We start from the raw sequence: 19,033 nt of genomic DNA on the forward strand, positions 1-19,033 counted from the left end.
GCGTTTGCGGCACATAAAAATCCCCTCTTCTCATCGCTCGGCAGCCGAATAATCTCTTTATTAAGCACTCGCTCAGGCATTATTTACTCAGCCTCTGCTATCTTCTATATGTGGAATATGCATATAGAACGCTGTTATTCACTTTGAAATGCGGCAATATCGACCGATTATGCCCATTAAATCCCGCTTTAAGCTGAAACATTTTCATAAATCGCATGAGCGCTCGACATTTTTATCATGCCAGGATAATGTCAGGCATCTGGATGTCTAAACGTTTATACGGTTGTAAGAGGTTATCAGGTTATGCCGATCAGAATTCCCGACGATTTACCCGCTGTGAATTTTTTACGTCATGAGAATGTCTTTGTTATGACGTCCTCACGTGCCAGTGTGCAGGAAATTCGTCCTCTGAAGGTCTTGATACTTAATCTGATGCCGAAAAAAATCGAGACTGAAAATCAGTTTCTACGTTTACTGTCGAATTCACCGCTGCAAATTGATGTGCAGTTACTTCGCATCGACAGCCGGGAATCCCGCAATACGCCCACTGAGCACCTGAACAATTTCTACTGCAACTTTGAAGATATTGAACACGATAATTTTGATGGATTGATCGTCACGGGTGCCCCGCTGGGATTGGTGGATTTTAATGACGTCGCCTATTGGCCACAGATCCAGCGTGTACTGCACTGGGCAAAAGAGCATGTGACCTCTACGCTATTTGTTTGCTGGGCCGTACAGGCGGCGTTGAATATTCTCTATGGTATTCCGAAACAGACACGACAGACTAAACTGGCAGGCGTGTTTGAACATCAAACGCTGCATCCACACGCGTTGCTGACCCGTGGTTTTGATGATGTATTCCTTGCACCACATTCACGCTATGCAGATTTCCCCACTCAGCTGATCCGTGATTACACCGATTTAGAGCTGTTTGCTGATTCTGAGCAGACCGGTGCCTATCTGATGGCGAGTAAAGACAAGCGCCTGGCATTTGTCACAGGCCACCCGGAGTACGATGCCTTCACGCTGGCTGGGGAGTTCCAGCGTGATACGGATGCCGGACTTGAGCCACTCGTACCCTATAACTATTTCCCACAGGACAACCCACTGCTGACGCCAAGTGCTACCTGGCGTAGCCACGGCAATCTGCTGTTTTCCAACTGGCTCAACTACTATGTCTATCAGATCACACCATTTGATCTGCGTAAAATGAATCCGACGTTAGAGTAATCACCCAGAAAATTCGCAGTAGGCCGCCACAATGCACCGCAACAGGTAACTGTTGCGGTTTTTTTTATGCCGAAGAAACATTGAAAATAATTGCCTTTTTAATAAAAAAAATAAATCCATTTTAATCATGTGTTTATAATGATAATTAAATAAAAATGGAAATAGTTTTTGATTTTGAAATTTAAATGTTTATCCTGAGATCCAGTAGCTTAAAAAACACCCTACATCGGATCGCGCCATATCGATCTCAACGATCACAGGAGTAAGCCTCGATGACAGATTCAGCGATTGATACCGATCTTCAGTTTGATCGTGATTTATCCCCGTCAGATCAGCAAATTCTAACGCCGGAAGCGGTGAACTTCTTACAGCAATTGGTCATGCGTTTCAGCGAGGATCGTGGAGCGTTGCTGTATGCTCGCCAGTTACGTCAGCAGAAGTTGGATGCTGGAGAACTCCCTGACTTTGAATCGGAAACTATTTCCATAAGAGACGGCGAGTGGGAAATTCGCGGTATTCCTGGGGAACTGCGCGATCGTCGGGTGGAAATCACAGGCCCGCCAGATCGAAAAATGGTGATCAATGCGTTGAATGCCAACGTCAATGTATTCATGGCTGATTTCGAGGATTCACTCGCCCCTACGTGGGAGAAGCTGATTGAGGGGCAGCAAACGCTGCGGGAAGCAGTACGCGGTACTTTGCGGCATCAGAGTCCGGACGGAAAAATCTACCAACTGCAGGCAGATCCCGCGATCTTAATGTGCCGCGTACGCGGACTGCACCTGGATGAAAAACACGTGCGTTGGCAGGGGGCAGCCATTCCCGCTGGGCTGTTTGATTTTGCGCTCTATTTTTTCCATAACGCTGAGGCGCTGCTGGCTAAGGGGAGTGGTCCGTACTTTTACCTGCCAAAAACCGAGAGCTGGCAGGAAGTGGCCTGGTGGCACCGCATCTTTTGCTATGCCGAGGATCATTTTGATCTGCCGCGTGGCACGATCAAGGCCACGGTCCTGATCGAAACGTTGCCGGCGGTTTTTCAAATGGATGAGATCCTCTGGCATCTGCGCGATCACATCGTTGGACTTAACTGCGGCCGCTGGGATTACATCTTCAGCTACATCAAAACGCTGCGCCAGCATGCCGATCGCATCCTGCCGGATCGCCAGCAGGTCACGATGGCACAGCCGTTCCTTGATGCCTACTCCCGTCTCCTGGTGCGCACTTGTCATCGGCGTGGAGCCTTTGCGATGGGCGGCATGTCAGCGCTGATCCCAAGTAAAGATGCCGAACAAAATCAGTGGGTTTTACAGCGGGTTAAAGAAGACAAACTGCGGGAAGCGCGCAACGGCCACGATGGCACCTGGGTTGCGCATCCTGGGTTGGCTGACACTGCAATGGCGGCATTTAAAGAGGTGCTGGGCACGGCACAGAATCAGCTCCACATTCGACGCGAACAGGATGCTCCCATCACTGCCGCTGAGTTACTGGCACCCTGCACAGGTGAAAGAACGGAAGCAGGCATGCGCGCCAATATTCGTGTGGCGCTCTGTTATCTGGCGGCGTGGATCAATGGCAATGGCTGTGTACCCATTGAGGGATTAATGGAAGATGCGGCAACCGCTGAAATCGCGCGTACCTCAATCTGGCAGTGGATCCATCACCAGCAGACGCTAAATGACGGACGGCAAGTCACAGAGTCACTATTCCGCGAGATGCTGCAACAGGAGCTAGAGGTATTGCAATCTGCGGGCAATCCCAATCCCGTTGCACAGGCCGCGAAATTAATGGAGGACATCACACTACAGCCGGACCTTATCGCTTTTCTGACCTTACCGGGCTACCGCCTGCTTCCCTGAAATGAGGAGAACACCCATGACGCGTACTCAACAAATTGCTCAAATTGAACAACAGTGGCGTGATGAAGCACGCTGGCAGGGCATTGAACGCCCCTATAGCGCCAGTGATGTGGTGAAGCTGCGCGGCTCGGTCTCACCTGCCTGTACGCTGGCGACGCGAGGCGCAGAAAAACTGTGGCATCTGCTGCAAGGCGGTTCCCAAAAAGGATACATCAACAGCCTGGGCGCATTAACCGGCGGGCAGGCATTGCAGCAGGCCAAAGCAGGCATTGAAGCGATCTATCTCTCTGGTTGGCAGGTCGCGGCAGATGCCAATCTGGCTGGGGAAATGTACCCGGATCAGTCTTTATATCCGGTGAACTCCGTTCCTGCCGTGGTTGAACGTATTAACCAAAGTTTTCAACGCGCCGATCAGATTCAGTGGGCCAATGGCAGTAGCCCTGGCGATGCCGGTTATATCGACTTTTTCCTGCCGATTGTGGCTGATGCTGAAGCCGGTTTTGGCGGAGTGTTGAATGCCTATGAACTGATGAAATCAATGATTCGAGCCGGGGCGGCTGCCGTTCACTTTGAAGACCAACTGGCCGCGGTGAAAAAGTGCGGACACATGGGAGGCAAAGTGCTGGTGCCGACTCAGGAAGCGATCCAGAAACTGGTTGCCGCACGTCTGGCGGCGGATGTCATGGGCGTGCCCACCGTGCTAATCGCCCGGACAGATGCGGATGCGGCGGATTTAATCACTTCAGACTGCGATGCTAACGATCGGCCATTTATTCTGCCAGAGCGCACGGCTGAAGGCTTTTACCGCACTCGCGCGGGTATCGAACAAGCGATCAGTCGTGGACTGGCCTATGCGCCCTACGCTGACGTGTTGTGGTGTGAGACCTCAACCCCAGACCTGGCACTGGCACAGCGTTTTGCGGATGCGATTCACGCGCAGTATCCGGGCAAGTTGCTGGCCTATAACTGCTCACCGTCGTTTAACTGGAAGAAGAATCTCGACGATCGCACCATTGCCCACTTCCAGCAGGCACTGAGTGAGATGGGCTACGTGTTCCAGTTTATTACGCTAGCGGGCATTCACAGCATGTGGTTCAACATGTTCGATCTGGCCCATGCCTATGCGCAGGGCGAAGGAATGCGCCATTACGTGGAAAAAGTGCAGCAACCGGAATTCGCTTCGCGTGAACGTGGCTACAGTTTCTCCTCGCATCAACAGGAGGTGGGGACTGGCTACTTCGATCAGGTCACTAACATTATCCAGGGAGGCAACTCCTCAGTGACGGCGATGAATAACTCCACCGAAGCCCATCAGTTCTGAGTTCTCCGCCCTCTGGCTACCAGAGGGCTTTTTCAGGAGCGGCCTATGTCCTCTGCCATTGCCCTAATCTCTCACACCATCCTGCAAGGTTTTGATGCGCAATACAGTCGCTTTCTGGATGTCACAGCAGGCGCTCGCCAACGTTTTGAACAGGCTGAATGGCAGGCCGTAGGCCAGGCGATGAAAGCGCGTATTCATCTTTATGATCACCATGTAGGGCTGGTGGCCGATCAGCTACGCGCGTTGAGTGACGCCAGCCGCTGGGATGAGAATTTCTGGCTAAAAGTGAAAGCGCACTATGAAACCTTGCTGCCGGGCTATCCTCGCCATGAGATTGCGGAAAGCTTTTTTAACTCCGTCTACTGCCGATTGTATGGGCATCGGCACTTACATCCAGAGCGCCTGTTTATTGCCAGCCATTCCGTGCCTGCTGGAGACACGCAGCCGCTTCGGCCCCTGGCGCGTTGCTATCATCCACAAACGGGTTGGCTGAGGCTAATACAGCAAGTTCTGCATGATGTACCACTCTCGCTGGCATGGCGCGATCTGCCGCGTGATGCACACCATATCTTATGCCATCTGCATGAACAGTTCAGCGAAGCACAGTTAGGCTCTGCGTCGCTGGAAGTCTCCAGTGAACTGTTTTATCGCAACAAAACGGCCTGGTTAGTCGCTCGTCTGCATTTGCCACAGGGGATTCAACCGTTCCTGCTGCCGATACAACGTGACGAAGGTGGGAAGCTATGGATTGATACCTGCCTGACCGATAGCAACGATGCCAGCATCGTATTTGGCTTCGCCCGTGCCTATTTTATGGTGTATGCCCCGGTGCCTGCCGCCCTGGTCGCCTGGCTACAACCGATTTTGCCGGGCAAAACCCTGGCAGAACGCTACATGGCGATTGGCTGCCAGAAGCACGGGAAAACAGAGACGTTTCGCGAATATTTGCACGCGCTGGAGCACAGCACCCAACCCTTTGAGATCGCACCCGGTGTACCGGGCATGGTGATGCTGGTCTTTGTGCTGCCCGGTTTTGATCGCGTCTTTAAGGTGATGCGTGACACTTTCGCGCCACAAAAAGAGGTCACGCCACAGCAGGTGCGAGCCTGCTATCAGCAGGTAAAAGAGCACGATCGCGTAGGCCGCATGGCGGATACGCAAGAATTCAGCCATTTTGCCCTTCCGTTGGCCCGTATTCCCGCTGCATTAATGGCCGAGCTACAGCGGGCAATTCCAGAGAAGTTACGCATTGAAGGAGAAAGCCTGGTCATCAGCCATTTGTGGCTCGAACGCCGAATGCAGCCGCTCAACTTGTGGCTGGCACAGGCGACACCCGCACAACAGCAGCACGCGATTGAAGAGTACGGTAATGCCATCAAACAGCTGGCGGCTGCCAATATCTTTCCAGGCGATATGTTGTTTAAAAATTTCGGCATGACGCGCCACGGCAGGGTGGTGTTTTATGATTACGATGAGATCCGCCCGATGAGCGAACTGTGTTTTCGTGATGTGCCTGCGGCCCGCTACGAGGAGGATGAGCTCAGCGCGGAGCCGTGGTACAGCGTCGGGCCGGATGACGTTTTCCCGGCGACATTCCGTCCGGTGCTGTGCTGCGAAGCCGCTACCGGAGCACTGCTGCTGCGGCTACACCCTGAACTGTTTGATCCCAGTTGGTGGCGCGCCCTGCAACAACGGATTGCGCAGGGGCATATTGAAGAAGTGATGGCCTGGCGGCACAGCCAGCGCTTCAGCGTGCGTTATCTCAACGCATTAGCATAATCAGCGACCACTAAAAGCCAGCGTGACTTTACGCGCTTCACGAATCACCAGCGCGCCTAACTCCGTGATGCGGTCATCCGTCATACGTGCCAGCGGGCCGGAAATCGACAGTGCGGCAAAAGGCTCACCATGTTCATCGTAGATCGGCGCGGCAACACAGCGCAGGCCTAGCGCATGTTCTTCATCATCAAAGGAAAAGCCAGCTTTACGTACCTGCGCCAGATTGGCCTTCAGGCTTTGTGGTGACATCAGGGTTTTCGGCGTGTAGTGATGCAAGCCTTTCTGATGCAGCAGTTTTGTAACTTGTTCATCGCTAAGATGGGCAAGGAATGCTTTGCCTGCGCCGGATGCATGCATAGGCAGCTTGCCGCCAATCGGTGCGGACATGCGCATCAACTGCGTACACTGCACCTGGTCGATAATCACTGCCTGATAATCGCCCAAATCCAGCACGGCCAGGTTAACGGTTTCACCCGAGGTTTCCATGAGTTGGCGTAGTACCGGATGGACTAACGCCAGCAAATTGCGGCTTTGCAGAAAGCTACTGCCGACCACAAAAGCATGAGCGCCAATGGTCCAGAGACCTAAATCACCCACCTGATGCACGAAGCCCTGCTGCTGCATGGTGGTGAGCAGACGATGCGTGGTGGAGTTGGGCAAACCTGCCTGTTGTGCCAGGTCGGTCAGGGCGACACTGCCGTGCGACGCTGCGATCAGCTCCAGTAACGTCAGGCCTCGGGTCAGTGACTGTACCTGGCCGCCAGTGGACGTGGGGCTAGCAGTCGCCGCAACAGCACGGGGTTTCTTACCGCGTTTTGCGGCTACGGGGGTGGCCATAACAGGCTCCTTGGTGACCGATTCTGGAAACCATTTTCGTTTTAATCCGCGTGAAAGTAAATGATGCCGGGAGGGCACATGCAGGCCTGCATTTCCTGCATGTTTCCAGTTGAAGAAAAAAACACGCCCGGTCCTGCTTACCCCATGGCGTGTTTTATCGGGATCAATTAAATCGATCGTCCCGATCGCTGGTGAGGTTGTAGAGTTGGTACTTACGCGCCAGCATCTGTCCGCCATCGCGGGTGAGCGGCACCCAGTTAATTTGCGCACGTCCACGGTTTGGCGTGGTGGTGAACAGATCAAGCGGTACGGAAATATAGAAGCCCTTGGTGAAATCACCTTCACCGTACTCTTCCGCCGAAACGTTGGTTTTAGTCACGTAGGCACCCACCACCACACCGCTGTCAAAGCGTTTGGAGATATCCACCGTTGCGCCTTTATCTTTCGCCAGATACTGCCCAACGCTGGCTTTCACCAGCACATCCTGCATAAACCATGGCCGCCAGTAGGCGGTGAGATGTCCGGTTGGCGCTTTGTAAGCGGTGAAACGCATCATGTCATCCCAGTCACGCTGGCGCACATAGTTAGCGTCGATGCCAAATGCCCAGTTGCTGTCGATAGGGCGATACAATACTTCGCCCCCTACGCCGCCATACATGGTTTCCAGATAGCCGCCATACAGCTGTCCGTAGAAGCCATTACCAAGGTAGCCGAGATAGTTCGCCTGGAGGTCGTTTACGTACGCTTTGTTCTCGACGTACTGGCGGATGTGGGTGCGCACGCGGGCCAGGCCATGATAAGCACTCAGACCGTCGTAGTTGAATTTGTTGTAGTTGTTGGTGAGATTGGCGAACACGCTGCCGCCGACCAACAGGTGGTCGCTGAGCCAGTAATCTGCGCCGCCCATCACGCCGAGCTGGTACATGTAAAAGCTCTCAGGGCCGCCAATCGACTGATTGAGTACCGGTGAGAGGTAATAGCTGAAACGACTTTTGCGAATGAAATAGCCCTGTTCGGTTGTGCCTGGATCAACCGGATCGACTCTTTGCTGGCGCAGGGGACGATCTTGCCCAAGGGGATAACCCGCCAGATCCTGCCGCAGACTGGCCACATCTGTACGGGTGGTGACCTGTGGCATATTGGCGCGAGATTCGGTCACGTCCAGAGTGTCGATCCCGGCGGGAAGATGATTCATGATGATCCGATTGGCGCGATCGATCCCTTCGCGCGTATCACGGTATTTCACCTGCTCACCGGAAACATACAGTGTCGATCCCTGAGTCTGGATCCGTGGCGCATTTAGCCCCGCATTGTACTTAAGATCGCCCAACTGGCTGGCTACCACGCTCGGCTCCAGCATCGCATCCTGGGGATCGGGTCGATAGTCCGGTTTCGGGCTATCAACGTGACCGGGCTGGATTGCATCAAAATTGGTGTGCAGCGTCACGCCAAACATGAAGGTATTGCCACGTTCATAGCTGGCATTTAGCTCGGTCCAGCTGTTCAGCTGGTAGACGGCACCCACATTGAGTTTGCTTGTCTGCTTCAGCTTACCGGCAAAATCACCCCGATAATCGTTGCCCTCATACTCCAGCTTTAACCGCAGTGGCTGCCACGGCGTTTGATACTCTACGCCGCCAAACGGGGCCATCGGGCCGTGGAACATCTGTGAGCCGTTGATTGCACCTGCCGTGCCGCCACTTGGGCGTTTGCAGTAGCTCTCGCTGGCTGAACAGAAGGGATTGGTCAGCGTGCCGCTGTTGCCCAAATATCCCCACCCAATACCGAAGGTAAAGTCCAGTGGACCCCAGGCTTTGCTGGCAACCAGATATTCGCTGTCGAACAGGCCAGTACCGCCGAGATCGCGGGTACCAAAGGCCACCGCTGGAAGCCAGTAGCTCTCGTTTAACAGGCGCAGTTTGAAATCGAACGACTTATCTTTATAGCTCTGTGAGCCGCTGAATCCGGGATTGCTACTGTATTGCCGGGTGCGCACATCGGTGTAGCGCACGGTGGTTTCCAGCCAGGGCAGCAGTTGCAGTGAAGCAGAGTAAAAGCGGTACTGATCGTTATTGCGATAGTTAAGGCTGAATTCGCCGTCCGGGGACATGCGCGCGGTGGGCGTTTGCATTAAACCAACACCACCAAAGTCTGACTGCGATGGGCCAACGGGATCGGGGAAGGTGTCAGCCTGAGCATGAAAAGCTGTGGCAACAGACAGCGCCAGCAGATTGAGAAGCAACGGTTTTTTCATCAGTCCGGGATCCGCTTAGTCAGAAGAGAAACAATGTGCTGGTTAAGAGATCGGTCTTCGCCGGACAGATGCCAGGGATCAATACCGAGCCAGAGGATGCTGCCTGGCATCACCTCAACATGACGTTGATTCCAGTAGGCGATTGGCACCTGCTCTGCACTCCCATCGGGTGCAATCACCGTGGCGTAGCTCTTATCTGCTCCGGCTAGCGTGGCATGATGTGCAAGGTACTGACGCACGCTATAGCCCGGCTGCCAGGGAATCGCTCCCGCCCCGTCTACCGCGCCAAGCAGCAGAATGGTGTCTGGCCGATGGGCCGGATAGAGATCGTACTTGCCTGCCAGCGTACGGTTAGCGGCGGCATACAGACGCACAGTATCCGGGTCTAACGAGGTAAACAGGCGTCCCGTCACCCGGATCTGACCAAGCTGTCGCAGGAGCGCTTGTGCCGTCTCTGCATAGTCCGCGCTGCTGTTACGCTGCCAGTGCTGGATCTGTTCCAGCGTCTGTTGATATTGCTGCTGGGCCACCACGTTGCGTGCGGGATCGGCAATCACCGTACCGGGCCACCAGTTTTGTTGTAGTGCCGGTTGGGTGACGAGCTGTGCCAAATCGTTGATGTGGCTAAGTTGCAGGACGGGTTGCTGATGGATCTGGATCTCAGCACTGGCGTAGGCCGTGCCGACACACAGCATCAGGCTGGCTATGATCGTTTTTATCATCATGATTTTGCAGGCTTAAGCAGGGTGGTTTCCACCGGGAAGTCATCTGCGGCGAGGGTCTGTTGCGCCTGGACCACCTCGCCACTGCGGTTATCGATCCAGAAGGTGTTGTGCCACTGGCGCTGAGTGGCTGACAGCGTGACGGATTCCTGCCAAACCCTGCAGGGAACCTGCTGCCCAGCGATATCGAGAGTGCTATCGGCAAGGCGGTGGAAGCGTGAGGTGGCGGTATCCGCGCGCACTTTTCCCTGCTCCTGCCACTGAATAATGCGCGTCCACTGGGCACCTTCGGCCAGCGTCAGCCCCTGTGCCAGCGGGTCTTGCGCTAAATTGCTCACATCTTGCAGGTTATCTTTCAGCCCGAGGGTTTTCACCAGTCGGCCATGCACAGTGACCAGCATAGCTTCATCGGCAGTGACCCATTTCTGGCTGCCTGCTTCGTTAAATGCCAGCACGACAAAAATACGTGGACCGTGATTGATGCGCGCATACAGGCTCGCATATGGTGTATCAGCAATCTGTTGTGGCGTCAGAGTGATATCTTGCGGCCCGGTAACAGCGCTTACCAGCGACTGTTGCAGCCCTTGTTCGGTTTGGGTACAGGCCTGTAAAAGCAGGCAACTGAGAAGCAGAGTAAGTCGACGCACTGAGGCTCCGTCAAGGTTCAGGCTGAAGCAGAATAACCACACAAATGTGTGGTTATGGTTAAGGCGGTGATATCAACGCATGGTGCTTGTGGTGGTGGTGGTAGTGGTGCCGGTATTGGCACCATCACCCCCGCCCGCCGCCGCGACACCTGCGCCCACTAACGCACCGGCAACACCGACGCCAGCAGGTGCCGAAGCGCCTGCTGAAGCGGAGATTGCGCGAGCGCCAGCTGCGGTTCCGCCACCTTGCGGTGCATTAAAGGACGCCGCATTTTGTGGAGCGCTGAACGCTGTAGCGCCCTGTGCCGCCGCAAATGGGCCGGCACTTTGTGCAGCACCTCGATCGCCAGGTGCAGCAAATGCCGCGCTGGTGGTGGCTGCGGTTAACAAGGTTGCGAGAACAACCAGAGTTTTTTTCATAACAATTTCCTGCATTTAAGGAATGAAGGATCTACCCGGTTGGGCGCATTCAGTATATGGCAACAAATTAGCAGACTTCATAGAGGGGAAAAGGGCAGTTAAAAGCACCAATTAACGGCTTTAGAGGGGTTAAAATAGAGAATATGTCACTTATTTAATGGGGGTTAATTAATGACTGAATGTTGTTTTTAGTCATAATTAACAAATCAACGAATAATGTTCTGTATTTTACTTCTTTTGTGATTTTTACATTAATATCAGAATTACCTCAATATAGACATACATTAACTCCATGTATTTAAATGAATAAATAATAGTCTCCGTTGTTATTGGTGCCAAAATAATCCCTGTGAATAACCAGGAGTATTCGTAATAAAATGCGCCATGTCAGGCTTTTTTAAGATTAGTACCATGCAAATTCAGAGCAGAAAAACAAAAAAAGGGCGGCACTAGTGCCACCCTTAATGCAAGTGCTTAGGATTAACGCCAGGACTTGTAGCGGTTAATCAGACCATTGGTTGAGCTATCGTGTGAAGCAATTTCCGCTTCATTCTCCAGCTCTGGCAGAATACGGTTAGCCAGTTGCTTACCTAATTCAACACCCCACTGATCGAAGGTGAAGATATTCAGGATGGCACCTTGCGTGAAGATCTTGTGCTCATACAGCGCGATTAATGCGCCAAGGCTGAACGGGGTGATCTCACGCAACAAAATAGAGTTCGTTGGGCGGTTGCCCTCAAACACTTTGAACGGCACGATGTGTTCGACTGACTCAGCAGATTTACCCGCATCGGCAAACTCTTTTTCCACCACTTCGCGTGCTTTACCAAAGGCCAATGCCTCGGTTTGCGCGAAGAAGTTAGACAGCAGTTTCGGATGGTGGTCGCCAAGCTGGTTATGGCTGTTGGCTGGCGCAATGAAGTCACAAGGAATCAGCTTGGTGCCCTGATGAATCAGCTGATAGAACGCGTGTTGACCATTAGTGCCCGGCTCACCCCAGATAATTGGACCCGTCTGGTAATCCACCGGATTGCCCGCGCGATCAACATACTTACCGTTGGATTCCATGTTGCCCTGTTGGAAATAGGCAGCAAAACGGTGCATGTACTGATCGTACGGCAAGATAGCTTCAGTTTCAGCGCCGAAGAAGTTGTTGTACCAGATGCCAATCAGTGCCAGCAATACCGGCAGATTCTGCTCCGCAGGCGTGTTCGCAAAGTGCTGATCCATCGCATGTGCGCCGCTCAGCAGCTGCTCAAAGTTCTCGAAGCCAACCGACAGAATGATCGACAGGCCAATCGCTGACCACAGGGAATAGCGGCCACCGACCCAGTCCCAGAACTCGAACATGTTGTCGGTATCAATACCAAACTCACCCACCGCTTTCGCGTTGGTAGAGAGTGCGGCAAAGTGCTTAGCAACGTGTTGTTCATCACCGGCAGTTTGCAGGAACCAGTCGCGCGCACTGTGGGCGTTGGTCATGGTTTCTTGAGTGGTGAACGTCTTGGAGGCCACGAGGAACAGGGTGGTTTCCGGGTTCAGATCTTTCACTGTTTCGGCAATGTGCGTGCCATCCACATTAGAAACAAAGTGCATGTTCAGGTGGTTTTTGTAGGGACGCAGTGCTTCGGTCACCATGAATGGACCGAGATCAGAACCGCCGATACCAATGTTAACCACATCAGTAATGGGCTTGCCGGTGTAGCCTTTCCATTCGCCGCTGATGATGCGCTCAGAGAAGCCTTTCATTTTAGCCAATACCGCATTGACCTCTGGCATGACATCTTTGCCATCGACCAGAATTGGGGTATTGCTGCGGTTACGCAGCGCAACGTGCAGCACTGCGCGGTCTTCGGTGCGGTTAATCTTCTCCCCAGAGAACATAGATTTAATCGCGCCGCTCAGGTCCGTCTCTTTCGCCAGTGATTGCAGCTTATCGAGCGTTTCCTGGGTAATACGGTTTTTGGAAAAATCGACCAATATCTGATCGTCAAAAGTCGCGGAGAACTTCGCGAAACGCTCGTTATCCTGTGCAAACAGCTCGGCAATGGTTACCGATTTCATCTGGTCAAAATGCTGTTCCAGCGCCTTCCAGGCCGCGGTTTGTGTCGGATTGATATTTTTCATAGCAACACTCTTGTTGAATTAAGAACCGGCTTTCCATCCAGGCGTATATTACCCGCTTCGGGTTTCAGTATGACCACAGTTGTTTCTGAAAGGAAAAATTTTGTCACTGCCAGCACTCTAGCCCTCAACCGCGATTCGGGTTTGTTTTACGGTGCGCAGGGAAAAAATTCAGGAAAATTCCCCCTCAAGGGGCGACAAACATTGACACAAAAGCGATTGCGCTGTATTTCTAGGCGGCTACTTGCGCCACGCTGCGCAAGCCAGAAGAGGCGCGTCGCCCAGGTCGTGTGTTGGAGGATCCGTATCCAGTGAAAACACATAGGGGGAGCGACGCCGAGGTGGACAATCGCGCGGGGTGATTGTCTGTCGGCTGCAGGGGCTGAATCCCCTGGGTTGTCACCAGGATCGTCCGCAGTCGGACGTTCCGCGAGGGTGGGGCGCTTCTGGGTGACTCGTCTTCCGATCTTGTCTGCCCTTTCGTCCCTTCCTTGTGCCCAGGCTGATGATGTGCTCTCCGCGCTATTGCGGGAGCGAGGTAACCTGACTCGAGGTCATTTCATGTCTCAAAATCTGATTGTTGCGAAATTTGGTGGCACTAGCGTTGCCGATTTTGCAGCCATGAACCGCAGCGCCGACGTGGTGCTGTCTGATGCTAATACCCGTGTGGTAGTCCTTTCCGCATCTGCTGGTGTGACTAACCTGCTGGTTTCCCTTTCCGAAGGGCAGGAGCAGGCGCAACGCGCGTACCTGCTTGATGAAATTCGCCGTATCCAATATGCCATTATCGACTCTTTGCAAAATCAAACTGTGATTCGCGAAGAGATTGATCGCATGCTGGAAAACATCACCATGCTGTCCGAAGCGGCAGCACTGGCTACCTCAACCGCACTGACGGATGAACTGGTAAGTCACGGTGAGCTGATGTCCACGCTGCTGTTTGTGGAGATCCTGCGTGAACGTAACGTGAATGCGGAATGGTTCGATGTGCGTAAAGTCATGCGCACCAGCGACCGTTTTGGTCGTGCTGAACCTGATGTTGCAACGTTAAAAGAACAAAGCCAGGCGCTGCTTCAGCCGCGTCTGCAGGAAGCACTGGTGGTGACCCAGGGCTTTATTGGTAGTGAAGAGAAAGGCCGCACCACGACCCTGGGTCGCGGTGGCAGTGACTATACTGCGGCGCTGCTCGGTGAAGCTCTGAGCGCTTCACGTGTCGATATCTGGACCGATGTTCCGGGCATCTACACCACCGATCCACGCGTGGTGCCAACCGCTAAACGTATTGACGTGATCTCCTTCGAAGAAGCGGCCGAGATGGCAACCTTTGGTGCCAAAATTCTCCATCCTGCGACTTTGCTGCCAGCTGTACGCAGCGATATCCCGGTCTTTGTCGGTTCCAGTAAAGATCCGGCTGCGGGTGGCACTGAAGTGTGCAATGAGACGCCAAATCCGCCATTGTTCCGTGCGCTGGCGATGCGCCGTAAGCAGACTCTGCTGACGCTGCACAGCCTGAACATGTTGCATTCGCGTGGCTTCCTTGCGGAAGTGTTCAACATTCTTGCGCGTCACAACATCTCGGTTGATCTGATCACCACCTCAGAAGTCAGCGTAGCGTTGACGCTGGATGCAACCGGCTCAACCTCTACCGGTGACAGCCTGCTGACTCAGGCGCTGCTGACCGAACTCTCTTCACTGTGCCGTGTTGAAGTGGAAGAGGGTCTGACGCTGGTTGCCCTGATCGGCAACAATCTGTCCAAAGCCTGTGGGATGGGTAAAGAGGTGTTTGGCGTACTGGAACCCTTCCATCTGCGTATGATCTGCTACGGTGCCAGCAGCAATAACCTCTGCTTCCTCGTACCAGGCAATGATGCTGATGAAGTGGTTCGCACCCTGCATAAAAACCTGTTCGAGTAACGCCTAACGGCAATGGCGGGAGCGATCCTTCTGCCATTGCGGCAAAAAGCAGAGTTATTTAATGCCTTTCATGCGGACCGGCAGCAGTCGATCCGCATTTTCCCCTGCCAGGCTCTCTTCTGAGCACATTACAATAACGAAATGTTATGATCCCGCGCCTGTTTACGCAGTCGTTCCTGCGTGACGCTCCATCTGCGGCCATCAAACAAACATTCTTATAAGGATAACTGGCTATGCTCGCCAAAATTACTCGCCTGTTCCCATTGTGGGCAGTGCTGCTCTCTGTTGCGGCGTACTACACGCCCTCTACGTTCCTCGCTATTGGTCCTTGGGTGACCTGGCTACTGATGCTGATCATGTTCGGCATGGGCGTAACGCTAAACATTGATGATTTCAAACGCGTCCTGGTGCGCCCAGCGCCGGTGATTGCCGGGACTTTCCTGCACTACCTGGTGATGCCACTGGCGGCATGGGGCCTGGCGAAACTGTTCCATATGCCACCGGATCTCTCTGCGGGCATGATTCTGGTAGGCAGCGTTGCCAGTGGTACGGCATCCAACGTGATGATCTATCTGGCGAAAGGTGATGTTGCACTGTCAGTGACCATCTCTTCTGTCTCTGCGCTGGTTGGCGTTTTTGCCACGCCATTACTGACCAAACTGTACGTAGATACTCATATTCAGGTGGATGTGGTTGGGATGCTGCTGAGCATCGTAAAAATTGTGGTGATTCCGATTGGGCTGGGCCTGATTGTCCATCACTCGTTGAACGGTGTCGTCCGTCGCGTTGAGCCTTATCTACCGGCATTCTCTATGGTGTGCATTTTACTGATCATCAGCGCGGTAGTGGCGGGCAGCCAGAGCTTTATCGGCTCTGTGGGTCTTATGGTGATCGCGGCCGTGATCCTGCATAACGCCATTGGTCTGCTGGGCGGCTACTGGGGCGGGAAGCTGTTTGGCTTTGACGAATCCACCTGCCGTACGCTGGCGTTGGAAGTGGGCATGCAGAACTCCGGCCTGGCGGCGACTCTGGGCAAGCTCTATTTCTCACCGCTGGCGGCACTGCCAGGCGCGCTGTTCTCGGTGTGGCATAACCTTTCAGGCTCGCTGCTGGCGGGATACTGGTCAGGCAAGCCAATTAAAAAACCAACGGATAGCGAATAATATTAAGGCCGCGTGAGCGGCCTTTTTTTATGGCTTAATCCAGCTCGCGTTCGTCATCTGGCTGATCCAGTACGGTGTAAGCAACGGCGCTGAACAGGGAATTAAGACGTTTCATGTCCCCCAGCAAGCCGAGATGCAGCGAGCTGGTTTCAATACTCTGGACATTTTGCTGGTGCAGCCGATCCACATGCGCATGAGAGTAGCGGCGAATCAGGATGCGGAAGCGATGTTTGGCACGACGCAGGCGTTTAGCACTGTTGAGATCGTGCGAAAGGAACACCGACAGGCTGAGACGCAAATTGCTGATCAGCTGAGTTTGCAGCGTTTCTAACTCCTGTAAGCCCTCTGCGGAGAATGCCCGCCGGGCGGTCAGTGATTTTCCCGCCACATCCACGCACATGCGTTCAATAATATCGCCAGCCTGCTCAAGATTGAGCGACATCTCAATAATCTCGCCCCAGCGGCGCGACTCCTCTTCTGCCAGCTCCTCTTTTTGCATCTGCGCCAGATAGAGTTTGATGGCGGTGTAGAGTGTATCAACGTCATCATCCAGTCGCTGTACCTGACGCTCTTCCTGTAAATTGCCATGCATGACTTTATGGAAGCTCTCCAGCATCTGCTCCAGCACATCTCCCATTCGTAGTGCCTCACGCGCAGCATTGACCAGCGCCAGCGCGGGCGTATCCAGTGCGCTGCTGTCGAGATGGCGCGCTCTTACTTTCTGATCGTCCACCACATCATCACTGATCAGACGGGTACACAGGTTCGCCATGGCAGAAGCAAACGGCACCATGACAATGCAGCGAATCAGGTTGTAGAACACGTGGAAGAAGATCACCAGTTCTTCATCATTAATCGGCAGTTTGTCGAGTTGGTCTGCCAGCTGGTTAACAAACGGCAGAATTAACACCATCCCGATGGTTTTAAACAGCAGGCTACCCAGCGCCACGCGCCGCCCTGCGGCGTTGGTTTTGCTGGCGCTCAGCATCGCCAGCAATCCACTACCCAGATTGGCACCGATCACCAGACAGAGTGCGACTTTGAAGGAGATCACTCCGGTAGCGCTTAGGGTGGCGGTTAACAGTACCGCGGCAAGGCTGGAGTAGCTGACGATAGCAAATATGGCACCAATCAGGGCATCCAGCACGATGTCACCGGTCAGGGTGGAGAACAGCACCTGGACACCCGCCGCCTGGGTGATGGGCTTCGCCGCCGTCACAATCAGCTGTAGCGCCAGCAAGATCAGGCCAAGGCCGATGCTGGTACGGCCAAGCTGACCGGCGCGCGTCTGCTTACGGCCAAGGAAAAACACGACCCCAAAGAAGATAAACAGCGGAGAGAGCCAGGAGAGATCGAACGTCAGGATTCGGGCCATGATCGCGGTCCCGACATCCGCGCCCAGCACGACAACCAGTGCTGGCGTCAGCCCCACCAGGTTTTGTGCGACAAAAGACGTGACCAGCAGCGTGGTGGCGTTGCTGCTCTGCACCAGCGCTGTCACCCCAATCCCGGCAACAAAAGCCAGCGGTTTTTTTTCAATGCTGTGGCTCAGAACCCGGCGTAAATCCGCGCCATAGACGCGCATAATCCCGGTTCTCACAATGTGTGTTCCCCACACCAACAGGGCAACCGCCGACAGCAAATTAAGTAACGTTAACACCTGTCACACCTCTTCTCCGCCAGGCCTGTGATAACACAGTTAGCTCGCCTGGCGAGAAGCATTAACTGTGAGGAGTGACGCACCTCACTGCGCAATTTATTGTGTGTTTTAAGCCACTTCGCGCAGTGTAGACAATGCTAACTGTAGACCAGTCTGGCTGCCATTAGGGTACAAATCTGCACGCGATCGGTTCAATACATCCACGGAAAGTTCGACATCCTGTGCCCGTACACGATAGCGAATGACATTGCCCAGCAAGCTATGGCTGAGGATCACCGCTGGAATACCGGCATTGATATCGCAGAACTGGATCGACTCTGGGCGAATGGCCACCTGCCCGGAGAAGACCTGCCCGGTAAGACGCTGTGCCTGCTCAGCACTGATCAGGTTGTAGTTACCAATGAAACCGGCGGCAAACAGATCGGCGGGTTGGGTATAGAGAGACTCTGCATCCCCGTTCTGGACAATTTTACCCCGGTTCATCAGGACGATACGGTCTGACATGGTCAGCGCCTCTTCCTGATCGTGGGTGACAAACAGCGTGGTGAGCTTAAGCTCCTGCTGAATGCGGCGAATCTGTTCGCGTAGATGGCGACGAATGCGCGCATCCAGTGCAGAAAGCGGTTCATCCAGCAGCAGCAGGCGCGGGCGTGTTACTAATGAGCGGGCGAGGGCCACGCGCTGGCTCTGTCCGCCAGAGAGTTGATGAGGATAACGTTTGGCGAACTCGGTCAGTTCGACTAACTCCAGCGCTTCCATCACGCGCTGCTGAATCTGACTGGCGGGCAGTTTCTGCATTTTCAGGCCAAAGGCCACATTCTTTTCTACCGTCATATTCGGGAACAGGGCGTAACTCTGAAACACCATGCCAATGGTGCGCTGCTGGGGGGAGAGCGGCACCAGATTCTGTCCTTGCAGCAGGATTTCGCCGCTATCGACGCTGGTCAGCCCGGCCATGCAGCGCAGTAAGGTTGATTTACCACAGCCGCTGGGGCCAAGCAGGGTGACAAACTCACCCTCCTCGGCGCTGAAATCGATATGCTGGAAAATGGTTGTAGGGCCGTAGCTCTTATTCAGTTGTTTAATTTGCAGATAGCTCATTC

At 53.8% G+C, this 19,033-nt stretch carries 13 protein-coding genes, 1 pseudogene and 1 riboswitch; of the genes and pseudogenes, 6 read left to right on the forward strand and 8 right to left on the reverse strand.

The genetic code is table 11. The features are described from left to right. Positions 1–303 precede the first annotated feature (303 nt). From metA to aceK, 4 genes are all read left to right on the forward strand, one after another. Positions 304–1,233, forward strand: a complete 930-nt coding sequence (gene metA / locus B880_RS0109905; protein ID WP_017347247.1) for a homoserine O-acetyltransferase MetA — start codon at positions 304–306, stop codon at positions 1,231–1,233. Between the two features lie 272 nt (positions 1,234–1,505). Beyond that, on the forward strand, positions 1,506–3,089 hold the full coding sequence (gene aceB, locus B880_RS0109910; protein ID WP_017347248.1) for a malate synthase A: 1,584 nt from the start codon (positions 1,506–1,508) through the stop codon (positions 3,087–3,089). Positions 3,090–3,105: 16 nt separating this feature from the next. Continuing rightward, positions 3,106–4,410 (forward strand): isocitrate lyase, encoded by a 1,305-nt coding sequence (aceA, locus tag B880_RS0109915; protein ID WP_017347249.1) that lies wholly within the window; start codon positions 3,106–3,108, stop codon positions 4,408–4,410. A gap of 45 nt (positions 4,411–4,455) precedes the next feature. Next, on the forward strand, positions 4,456–6,189 hold the full coding sequence (gene aceK, locus B880_RS0109920; protein WP_017347250.1) for a bifunctional isocitrate dehydrogenase kinase/phosphatase: 1,734 nt from the start codon (positions 4,456–4,458) through the stop codon (positions 6,187–6,189). On the opposite strand, the gene iclR is transcribed toward aceK, so the two are convergent. The 6 genes and pseudogenes from iclR to pgi all read right to left on the reverse strand — a co-directional run bounded on the left by iclR (position 6,190) and on the right by pgi (position 13,196). Next, positions 6,190–7,026, reverse strand: a complete 837-nt coding sequence (gene iclR / locus B880_RS0109925) for a glyoxylate bypass operon transcriptional repressor IclR (protein ID WP_017347251.1) — start codon at positions 7,024–7,026, stop codon at positions 6,190–6,192. It lies immediately after the preceding gene. A 163-nt stretch (positions 7,027–7,189) separates the two neighbouring features. Beyond that, positions 7,190–9,280 carry a YjbH domain-containing protein gene (locus tag B880_RS0109930; RefSeq protein WP_017347252.1) on the reverse strand — a complete coding sequence of 697 codons (2,091 nt, stop codon included), beginning with the start codon at positions 9,278–9,280 and terminating at the stop codon, positions 7,190–7,192. Further along, positions 9,280–10,005 (reverse strand): capsule biosynthesis GfcC family protein, encoded by a 726-nt coding sequence (locus B880_RS0109935; protein ID WP_017347253.1) that lies wholly within the window; start codon positions 10,003–10,005, stop codon positions 9,280–9,282. Before B880_RS0109935 ends, B880_RS0109930 begins: the two co-directional genes overlap by 1 nt. After that, complete coding sequence (locus B880_RS0109940; RefSeq protein WP_017347254.1) at positions 10,002–10,649, reverse strand: YjbF family lipoprotein; 648 nt, start codon at positions 10,647–10,649, stop codon at positions 10,002–10,004. The genes B880_RS0109935 and B880_RS0109940 overlap by 4 nt, the downstream gene beginning before the upstream one ends. Positions 10,650–10,721: 72 nt before the next feature. Then, positions 10,722–10,949, reverse strand: a pseudogene (gene yjbE, locus B880_RS27090) (exopolysaccharide production protein YjbE); the annotation flags it as partial. Between the two features lie 600 nt (positions 10,950–11,549). Then, positions 11,550–13,196, reverse strand: a complete 1,647-nt coding sequence (pgi, locus tag B880_RS0109950) for a glucose-6-phosphate isomerase (protein ID WP_017347256.1) — start codon at positions 13,194–13,196, stop codon at positions 11,550–11,552. Positions 13,197–13,452: 256 nt separating this feature from the next. Beyond that, a riboswitch (Lysine riboswitch) is annotated at positions 13,453–13,647 on the forward strand. Positions 13,648–13,754: 107 nt separating this feature from the next. On the opposite strand from pgi, the gene lysC reads away from it, so the two are divergent. Both lysC and panS read left to right on the forward strand, forming a co-directional pair. Continuing rightward, positions 13,755–15,107, forward strand: a complete 1,353-nt coding sequence (gene lysC / locus B880_RS0109955) for a lysine-sensitive aspartokinase 3 (RefSeq protein WP_017347257.1) — start codon at positions 13,755–13,757, stop codon at positions 15,105–15,107. Positions 15,108–15,340: 233 nt separating this feature from the next. Further along, the gene (gene panS, locus B880_RS0109960) at positions 15,341–16,270 is read left to right on the forward strand and encodes a ketopantoate/pantoate/pantothenate transporter PanS (RefSeq protein ID WP_017347258.1); all 930 of its coding nucleotides are present in this window, start codon (positions 15,341–15,343) and stop codon (positions 16,268–16,270) included. 34 nt (positions 16,271–16,304) lie between these two features. On the opposite strand, the gene B880_RS0109965 is transcribed toward panS, so the two are convergent. Together B880_RS0109965 and B880_RS0109970 are read right to left on the reverse strand one after the other, a co-directional pair. After that, entirely contained in the window at positions 16,305–17,930 is a 1,626-nt protein-coding gene (locus B880_RS0109965; RefSeq protein WP_017347259.1) for a Na/Pi cotransporter family protein, read from the reverse strand. Between the two features lie 108 nt (positions 17,931–18,038). Beyond that, complete coding sequence (locus B880_RS0109970; RefSeq protein ID WP_017347260.1) at positions 18,039–19,031, reverse strand: ABC transporter ATP-binding protein; 993 nt, start codon at positions 19,029–19,031, stop codon at positions 18,039–18,041. Positions 19,032–19,033 lie beyond the last annotated feature (2 nt).

This window comes from Pantoea sp. A4 (assembly GCF_000295955.2).
Lineage (GTDB): Bacteria > Pseudomonadota > Gammaproteobacteria > Enterobacterales > Enterobacteriaceae > Pantoea > Pantoea multigeneris.